This window comes from Opacimonas viscosa (genome assembly GCF_024199005.1).
Taxonomy (GTDB): Bacteria; Pseudomonadota; Gammaproteobacteria; order Enterobacterales; family Alteromonadaceae; genus Opacimonas; species Opacimonas viscosa.
Map to the genome: position 1 here is coordinate 1 of NZ_JANATA010000110.1, position 275 is coordinate 275.

The 275-nt window shown below is 49.8% G+C and carries 1 protein-coding gene; it reads left to right on the forward strand.

Features of this window, described 5'->3' with window-relative positions:
• Positions 1 to 275, forward strand: a 275-nt coding sequence (locus tag NLF92_RS12910; protein WP_254102616.1) for an efflux RND transporter permease subunit, incomplete at both ends; no start/stop codon positions are given.

Consider the following 275-nt stretch of genomic DNA (forward strand, 5'->3'; position numbering starts at 1 on the left):
GATTAACGATGTAGCTCAAGTGGTAGAAAGCCCGTTGATGCGCCGCGGTATTGCTGAACTAAACGGGAATGGCGAAACCGTGGGTGGCATTATAGTGATGCGCTATGGCGAAAACGCAAAAGCCACTATCGATGCGGTTAAAGCTAAGCAGGATTCATTAAAAGCGAGCCTGCCGGAAGGGGTGAATATCGTTCCCGTGTACGATCGCTCCACCCTTATTGATAAGTCCGTCGATACCCTCACCAATAAGTTGGTGGAGGAATTGCTGGTCGTTG